Below are 8,210 nucleotides of genomic sequence, written 5' to 3'. Positions count from 1 at the left end.
GCCCTCGGACGAAGTGAGGCGGTACCACGCTCATGGAACGCGAGAGCAGGATGCCCCGCTGGCTGCGACGCGGCGCGAGGAACGCGGCCGGGGCCGCCCGGCCCGCCACCACTGGCCGACCGGCCGCCCGGGTGTGCGCGGCGGCGCGTCGGGCAGGCGGTGGTGACGGCGGGTGACGCATGTCATCCGGCCTTTCGGGCCGGTCCGATTACGCATTCCCCAGCCACACAGTGCAGGATGGCCCCAGTCGCCACCCCCCGGTCGAGGCGGGCGGCCCTCGGACGAAGTGAGGCGGTACCACGCTCATGGAACGCGAGAGCAGGATGCCCCGCTGGCTGCGACGCGGCGCGAGGAACGCGGCCGCCGCCGACGCCGCCACCGCACGACGCCGTGACGAACTCCTGCTCGCCGCCGCGGCCGGCTTCCCGCTCGCCCGCGCCGCCCACCCGCAGAACTACGGGTGTTCGTGCGAGCGCATCGGCTGTCCCACCCCGGGCCGCCACCCGGTCTCCTTCGCCTGGCAGACGGAGGCGACCACCGACCCCGAGCGCATCGGCCGCTGGTTCGACGCCGACCCCGCCACCAACGTGATCACCCCCACCGGCCGGGTGCACGACGTCCTCGACGTGCCGCTCGCCGCGGGAGAGGTGGCGCTGGCGCGCTTGGAGGCCGAGGGCGTGGAGCTGGGCCCGGTCGCCGTGGTCGACCCCGACCGGATGCTGTTCTTCACCAAGACCCGCGCGCCGGACGACGAGGAGGAGTGGTGGCCGTGTGAGCTGGACTGCCACCCCGAGACCCTGGACGAGCACCCGGGGCTGCGCTGGCACTGCCGCGCCAGTTATGTGCTGCTGCCGCCCTCGCGCGTTCCCGGCGGGGGCGGAGTGCGTTGGCTGCGGGGCCCCGAGCACCCGCTGCCGGAGCCGCTGAAGCTGCTCGAAGCGCTCACCGACGCGGGCGCCGCCCACCACGCCGAGGTCGGTGGCGGTGCCGGCAGCGACGAGCCGGTCGGCTGGTACGGCCGCTGAGCCCCCGGCCGGGGCGCACGCCCCGGCCCGAGAGGCCCGACAGCTCCGACCAGCCGCGCCGTCGGACCGGAGCCGGGCGGCCGTCTCACTCGCCGGAGGCGGACACCACGCCGAAGACGCGCGAGACCACCTCGACGCCCTCGCCCTCCAACTGCGGCAGCAGCGCGGCCTGCACACTCATCCGGCGGGTGGTGACCGCCCGGGAGGCGGTGCCCTCCATCAGAGCCTCCACGTACGCGTCGACGACGGGGGTCTCGCCCTCGGCCCACGTCTGCTTCTCGTGGTGCTCGGAGGAGAAGAAGACCAGGGCGCCGTCCTCGGTGCGGAGGCCGAACGGCACCGAGTGCGCGCGTCCACCGGTGCTGTCCTGGTACTGCACCACGTAGGCCGCCTCGTTCCCGGCCTCCTCGCGCCGCTCCCGTTCGCCGGAGGTGAGCGGGCCGTCCTCGTAGGGGCCCTCGCCGTCGGCGAGGAACTCCACGTATCCGTCGGCGAGTTCCGCCGGGCTCATCGCCAGCCCCTCGGACTCCTCGGCCGGTACCGCCTCGGCCCAGCCGTCCTCGTCGCGGGTGAACTCCGGCACCTCGTCGGGGTCGAAGGTCAGCAGGTAGGCCGCGCGCCAGTCCTCGGTGACGGCGTCCCGGGTGAAGACCAGGAGCCAGCGGTCGTCGCCGCGGTTGGTGGCGGTGTCCACCACGAACTGCTTGGGCCAGCCGGCCTGGCGCGGGATGTGGAACCGGGAGTCCTCGAACTCCATCGGAACGTAGCCGGAGTTGCCCTCCGGGTGGACCGCGCCGCGCGCGCGGTGCCCGGCCGTGTTGATCGCCGCCAGGGCCCCCGCGTCCGCGGTCTCGTTCAGTTCGGCGTCATAGGCGGGGTTGACCTCGTTCTTGATCTCCGCGTACCGCTCCAGCGCCGCGGCGGCCTCCTCCTCGGTGGTGGCCGGGAGCACCGCCTCCTCGCCGCGCACCGTCACACAGCCCGCCAGGGACATCGTCACCGCCAGTCCCGTCAGGGCAGCCGTCAGCCGTCCTCGCACCCGCATGGTGGGCCCCTCCCCGTCACCTCGTGTGCCGCGGGCACGGCCGGCTGCTGCCGGTCCGGACGCGCTTCGGCCACCGCATCGGAACGGCGCCCCGCGGACAACTCCCCATGGGATGATGCCGCACGCGGCGCCGACGACCTGCCAGGGGGTATGCGATGAAGGTTCCGGCGGAGCCCGGTGGGGGCGCGCCCCCGGTCGGCTTCCGGGAGGCGCTGGGCCGCTTGCGGTCGGCGCAGAAGTCCGCCAAGGGGGTGTCGCTGTACTCCCGGTACGTGAACCGTCCGGCGGGCAGGGTGCTCGCCGCCGCCGCGTACCGGGCCGGGACGGGGCCGGACCAGGTGACGCTGGCCAGCGGCGCGCTGAGCTTCGCCGGGATCGCCCTGGTCGCGCTGCTCCCGCCGTCCCTCGCGCTGGGCGTCGGGGTGTACGCCCTGCTGGTGGCCGGGTACGCCCTCGACTCCGCCGACGGCCAACTCGCCCGGCTGCGCCGGGTGTCGAGTCCCGCCGGGGAGTGGCTGGACCATGTCGTCGACTGCGTGAAGATCACCGCCCTGCACGCGGCGGTGCTGATCTCCTGGTACCGGTTCGCGGAACCGCCGCACCCCGCGTGGCTGCTGGTGCCGCTCGTCTTCCAACTGGCCGCCGTCACCACCTACTGCGGCGGTCTGCTGACCGAGAAGCTCAAACCGCGCCCCGCCCCGGGCGCTGCCCCGCCGCAGCCCTCGACCGTGCGGGCGGTGGCGCTGCTGCCGGTGGACTACGGGGTGGTCTGCCTGGTGTTCCTGCTGCTGGGGTCGCCGGCCGTCTTCCGGTGGGGGTACGCCGCGCTGGCGCTGGCGGCGGTGGTGCTGCTGGGGGGATTTCTCGCCAAGTGGTACCGGGAACTGGCCGTTGCGCCGCGCGCCGCCCCGACTGCGTCCCCGCTCGGGGTGCCCGCGCCGGTCAACTCTCCGCGGAGCGGATGACCGGCGCTCCGCCGGGCGTCGGCGCCGCGAGGGCGTCGAGGGCGGCGCGCAGCTGGGTGCTGGAGGTGTGCACGGTGTAGGGGAAGTAGACGACCTCGACGTCGACGGTGGCCATCGCCGCCTCCAGCCGGTCGCCCCGCGGCGTGCCGCGCCAGTCGTCGCCCTTGAAGATCACGTCGAACCGCACCCGCCGCCACATCTCCAGCTTGTCGTGGGAGGTGTCGACGAAGGCGGCGTCCACGAAGCGGATCGAGCGGACGATCTCCAACCGCTCCACCAGCGGGATCACCGGTGGCCGGCCCTTCATACCGGTCGCCGTCTCGTCGGAGACGACACCGGCCACCAGGTGGTCGCAGCGGGCCCGGGCGTGCCGGAGGATGTTGAGGTGCCCGATGTGGAAGAGGTCGTAGACCCCGGGCGCGTAACCGACGGTGTGCGGCATGGCGTGACCCCCCGGTCCTCGCGGCGCGGCCGCCCGGCGCTCCCCGGGCCGGTGCCGCGCCAGTTCGCTGTCGGGCCCGACGATAGCGGCTGCGGGGCGGGCGCACCGGGGGATCGGGACAACTCCCGGGGGCACGGCCGCGGGACGGCCGGGATTGATCGGCGCGCAGCGTACCCGGGCAAGCCCTCCCCAGAACGCTGACACGCCGTACGGTTCTGCGGATAGTCTGAGCACGGAGCGCTGTCAGGGGAGGCAGAGCCCGGGGGAGGAGTACGACTTTGCGCGACACTTCCGTCGACTCGGTGGCCGGTGGCGAGCCCGGCCCCGCCCGCCACCCGCAACCGGACGGCAGCACCGCCCGCCCGCGGGAGCGCCTGCTGCTGGTCTCCACCAACTACGCCCCGGAGCAGGCGGGGATCGGCCCCTACGCCACCCAGGTGGCCGAGCACTGGGCGGTCGACCGCGGCGCCGAGGTGCACGTCCTGGCCGGCATTCCCCACTACCCCTCCTGGCGGCCGGACCCCTCCTACCGCGGACGCTGGCGCGCCACCGACGAACGGTCCGGCGTCCTGGTGCATCGCCGCCGCCACACCGTGCCGCGCCGTCAGACCGCGGTGCGCCGGGCACTGTACGAGGCGTCGATCCTCACCCACGGACTGGTCGCCCCGCCCCGCATGGGGCGGCCCGACGCCGTCCTCGCGCAGATGCCCAGCCTCGCCGGCGGGGTGCTCGCCGCGCGGCTCGCCCGCCGCCACGCCGCCCCGTTCGTGCCGGTGGTGCAGGACCTGATGGGCGCCGCCGCGGCACAGAGCGGCATCGCCGGCGGCGGGCGCGTCGCGGGCGCCGCCGCCGCGCTGGAGGGGCGCGTGCTGCGCGCGGCGTCGCTGGTCGGCATCATCCACGAGACGTTCCGGGAGCGCGTCCACGCGCTCGGCGTCCCCGCGCACAAGGTCCGCCTGGTCCCCAACTGGTCGCACGTCGCGCCCGCCGGCGACTCCCGGGAGGAGACCCGGGAACGCCTCGGCTGGACCGGGCGCACCGTGCTGCTGCACGCCGGCAACATGGGGCTGAAGCAGGGGCTGGAGGTGCTGGTGGAGGCCGCCCGCGTCCGCCCCGACCTCCACGTGGTGCTCATGGGGGACGGCAGCCGCCGCGCCCATCTCACTGCTCTGGCAGCCGGGTTGCCCAACGTGCAGTTCCTGCCGCCGGCCGACAGCGGCGACTTCACCGACGTGCTGGCCGCCGCCGACGGGCTCGTCGTCACCCAGCGGGCGTCTGTGCTGGACATGAGCGTCCCCTCGAAGCTCACCTCGTACTTCATGGCCGCGCGGCCCGTCATCGCCTCCGTCGCCCCCGGCGGCGGCACCGCCGAGGAGGTGCGCCGGTCCGACGCCGGCTGGGTGGTGCGGCCGGAGGACCCGGCCGCACTCGCCGCCGCGGGCGCCGAGTTGGCCGAGGACCCGGCCGTCGCGACCGCCCTGGGCGCCCGCGGCTTCGACTACGCTCGGGCGCACCTGGGACGCGAGGCCGGACTCGGCCGGATCTCCGCCCTCCTCGACGAGGCCATCAGCGAGCACCGGGCCACCGGCCACCGCGCCGACCACCGAGCCACCGCGCACCGCACCGCCGCCGGGCGCCTCCCGTGGCGGGCCCGCGGCGCGCATCCGGCACCGGGCGGCCCGCCCGGCGGGAAGGGGAGCCGACCGTGAGGGAGGCCACGACACGCGAGGAGCCCCGCGGCGGCCCCGGCCACGACGAACCGGACCTGCTGCGCGACCAGTTCCGGCAGCTGCTGCGGTACCGCCTGCTCATCGCCGCCGGCGTCCTCCTCGGCACGCTCGGCGGCGGCTACCTCGGGGTCGCCACCAGCGACACCTACATCGCCACCAGCGAGATCGTGGTCCGCGCCCCGGCCAGCGACCCGTTCGACGGCACCTCGCTCGACCGCGTCGCCATGGGGTCCGAGCGCCGCACCGCCGTCAGCGACACCGTCGCCCAGCTCGCCGCCACCGAACTCGGCCGACCCGAGGACGAGGCGGACGACCTCAAGGAGGACCTCCAGGTCACCAACCCGCCCAACACCGAGGTGCTGCGCTTCTCCTACACCGCCACCGAGCCCGAGACGGCCGCCGGCCGCGCCAACGCCTTCGTGCGCGCCTACCTCGGCAACCGGCAGGCCGCCGCCCAGGACCTCGTCGACTCCATGGCCGGTGCGCTCCAGGAGCAGCGCACCGCCCAGGAGGAGCGGCTGGAGGAGACCGAGGAGCAGATCAGCGGCGCCCTGGACGGCACCCGCGCCCAGGAGGAGGCGCTGGCCTCGCGGGCGGCGGTGGTGGCCCGCATCGGCGAGATCGACGCGCGCGTCAGCGAGCTGCGCTCCCTGGACACCTCCGGCGGCCGGGTCATCACCCGGGCCGCCGTGCCCGACTCGCCGTCGGGGCCCGGACTGGTGATGCTGCTGGTCCTCGGCACCGCCGTCGGCGTCGGCATCGGGCTGCTCGCCGCCTGGATCAGGCTGGTCTTCGACCCGCGCGTCCGTTCCGCGGGGGACGTCGCCCGCGAGCTGCGGGCCCCGGTCCTCGGGGTGCTGCCGCGCACCGACCGCCCCGCCCCCGGCCAGCTCCTCGCGGAGGGCCGCCTCGCCGAGGAGTACCGCTCGGTCGCGTTCCGGCTCGCCTACGACGAGGCGTTCGCCGGCCGCCGCCGGCTGCTGGTCGTCGCCCCGCGCGGCACCATCGAGACACCGCTGGTCACCTCCGTCAACCTCTCGGCCGCCTTCGCCGAGATGGGTATGGACGCGCTGCTCATCGAGGCCGACCTGCGGACGCCCAGCCTCACCGACCAGCTCCGGCACGCGGACGGCGTCCGGCCCGGCTGGGTCTCCACCCCCGGCAACGACGGCGGCTGGCCGGCCGGGCTGCGGGTGCCGATCGACGCCGGCGAGTCCGGCGTCTTCGACCTCGTCCCCGGCCGCCGGGTGCGCAACGTGCCGCGCGCCCTGACCTCCCCGCCCGCCAGCCACCTCATCGGCCACGCCGACACCCGGGGCGCCGTCGTCACGGTCCTGGCGCCCGCGGTGCTCTCCTACGCCGACGCCATCGCCCTGGTGGACCGGGTCGACGGCGTCCTGGTGGTCTGCGACCCCCACGAGGTGCGCCGCGACGACCTGGCCCGGGTGCGGGAACTGGTCGTCGGCGCCGGCGGTGCGCTCCTCGGCGCAGTGCTGCACTCCTGGGGCAGCGGCAGCGACCGGCAGGAGGACGCCGAGGACGACTTCCACGACGACGAACTGGAGGCCGAGCCCCGCGCCCGCGCCGGTCGGGTCCCGCCCCGGCAGCGACCCGGCGGCGAGAGCCGCGTCCCCGTCCCCCACCGGGACATCGGCTCGGAGACGATGGGGCTCCGCATACTCGACCCCGACGACTTCGACGGCCGCGGCCCGCGTGCCTGACCGCGCCGGGCCCGCCCCGCGACCGCACGGTGCGCACGGTCGTCGCATCGCCCGCGGCGGGCGGCGGGGCGGCGGGCACCACCGGGCGGCCGCCCGATGAGGCGGCTGCCGGCCCGCCGGGCGATGGCCGCCTCCGTCGCCGACCAGGGGGTCGTCGCCCTCACCGGCATCCTCGTCGTGGTGGTCGCCGCCCGGCAGTCGACCGCCGCGGCGTTCGCCGCCTTCGCCGTCGTGTACACCGTCGCCACCGTGCTGACCGGGCTGTCGGCCGCCTACACCGGGCAGGCCCTCGTGCTGCGGCGCGGACCGGACGCCCGGCTGCACGCCGAGGCGCGCGGCGCCGCGCTGTTCACTCTGGTGGCGGCCACCGCCGCGGGGGCCGTCCTCCTGCTCGCGGGCGGTCTCGCCGGCGGCGCCACCGGCGACGCGTTCGCCGCCCTCGGCCTGGTGCTGCCGCTCGTCCTCACCCAGGACGCGCTGCGGTACGGCTTCTCCCTGCTGGGCGCGGCGCACGGCGCGCTCGCCGCCGACCTCTGCCGGCTCGCGGTCGCCGTGCCGCTGCTCGCCCTCCAACCCGACGGGGCCGGCCCCGCCCGGCTGGTGCTGGTGTGGGGGGTGTCGGCGCTGCCCGCGCTGGCGCTCGGCGTGGTGCTGCTGGCCCGCGCCACCCGCGGCGCCCGCCCGGCCCCGCTCGCCGCACAGCTGCGGCGCGACCACCTCGGGCGGCGGTTCGCGGCGGAGTTCGGCGTCGGCCAGGCGGGCACCCAGCTGGCCGTCGTCGGGCTCGGGCTGTTCGCCAACCCGCTAGCGGTCGGCGCCCTGCGCGGCGCCGCCACCCTCTTCGGGCCGCTGAACGTGCTGTTCAACGCGGCAACCGGCTTCGGGCCGCCGCAGCTCAACCGGCTGCACGCCGACGAGAACAAGGCGCGGGCCGCGGCCCTGGCCGCCGGGGCGCTCGCCCTGCTCGCCGCCGGCTGGGGCACGGTGCTGTACCTGCTGCCGGACGCCGCGGGCCGGGCGCTGCTCGGCGACACCTGGGACGCGGCGGCGGCGCTGCTCCCCGCGACCGGCGCCCAGTACACGGTGATGGCGCTCGGCGTCTGCGGGCTCGTCACCCTCCGAGTGGTCCGCCCCCGCGCTACCCTCCCGATCCAGCTGGTGTTCTCCGCCCTGCTGCTGGCCGGCCTCGACGGTGTGAAGAACAAGATCGAGCCCGCCGAGCCGGTCGACAAGGACCTCTACGAGCTGGCACCGGAGGAGCACGCGGGCATCCCGCAGGTCC

General features: G+C 76.1%; 7 protein-coding genes. 5 read left to right on the top strand and 2 right to left on the bottom strand.

The genetic code is table 11. The features are described from left to right. Positions 1–305 precede the first annotated feature (305 nt). Positions 306–1,025 (top strand): bifunctional DNA primase/polymerase, encoded by a 720-nt coding sequence (locus HCN56_RS21415; protein ID WP_167973595.1) that lies wholly within the window; start codon positions 306–308, stop codon positions 1,023–1,025. Positions 1,026–1,110: 85 nt separating this feature from the next. Here the strand turns inward: HCN56_RS21415 and HCN56_RS21410 are convergent, their stop codons facing one another. Next, complete coding sequence (locus HCN56_RS21410) at positions 1,111–2,070, bottom strand: SCO2278 family lipoprotein (protein WP_167973593.1); 960 nt, start codon at positions 2,068–2,070, stop codon at positions 1,111–1,113. Between the two features lie 155 nt (positions 2,071–2,225). On the opposite strand from HCN56_RS21410, the gene HCN56_RS21405 reads away from it, so the two are divergent. Continuing rightward, complete coding sequence (locus HCN56_RS21405) at positions 2,226–3,035, top strand: CDP-alcohol phosphatidyltransferase family protein (protein ID WP_167973591.1); 810 nt, start codon at positions 2,226–2,228, stop codon at positions 3,033–3,035. Here HCN56_RS21405 and HCN56_RS21400 read toward each other — a convergent pair. Then, positions 3,013–3,477, bottom strand: coding sequence for an FAD synthase family protein (locus tag HCN56_RS21400; RefSeq protein WP_167973590.1), 465 nt, complete (start codon positions 3,475–3,477; stop codon positions 3,013–3,015). The two genes, HCN56_RS21405 and HCN56_RS21400, sit on opposite strands and share 23 nt — an antisense overlap. A 380-nt stretch (positions 3,478–3,857) precedes the next feature. On the opposite strand from HCN56_RS21400, the gene HCN56_RS21395 reads away from it, so the two are divergent. The 3 genes from HCN56_RS21395 to HCN56_RS26665 all read left to right on the top strand — a co-directional run. Beyond that, entirely contained in the window at positions 3,858–5,186 is a 1,329-nt protein-coding gene (locus HCN56_RS21395) for a glycosyltransferase (protein WP_167973597.1), read from the top strand. Then, positions 5,183–6,928: a lipopolysaccharide biosynthesis protein gene (locus HCN56_RS21390; RefSeq protein ID WP_209313020.1), complete on the top strand. Its 1,746-nt coding sequence runs from the start codon at positions 5,183–5,185 to the stop codon at positions 6,926–6,928. The genes HCN56_RS21395 and HCN56_RS21390 overlap by 4 nt, the downstream gene beginning before the upstream one ends. Positions 6,929–7,024: 96 nt before the next feature. Continuing rightward, positions 7,025–8,210: MATE family efflux transporter (locus tag HCN56_RS26665; RefSeq protein ID WP_245246850.1), on the top strand; the 1,186-nt coding region annotated here is incomplete at its 3' end.

It is taken from the genome of Streptomyces lonarensis (genome assembly GCF_012033735.1).
GTDB classification, from domain to species: Bacteria; Actinomycetota; Actinomycetes; order Streptomycetales; family Streptomycetaceae; genus Streptomyces; species Streptomyces lonarensis.
The sequence above is the reverse complement of the archived record's forward strand: the minus strand, read 5'-3'. Positions and strand labels throughout refer to the sequence as shown.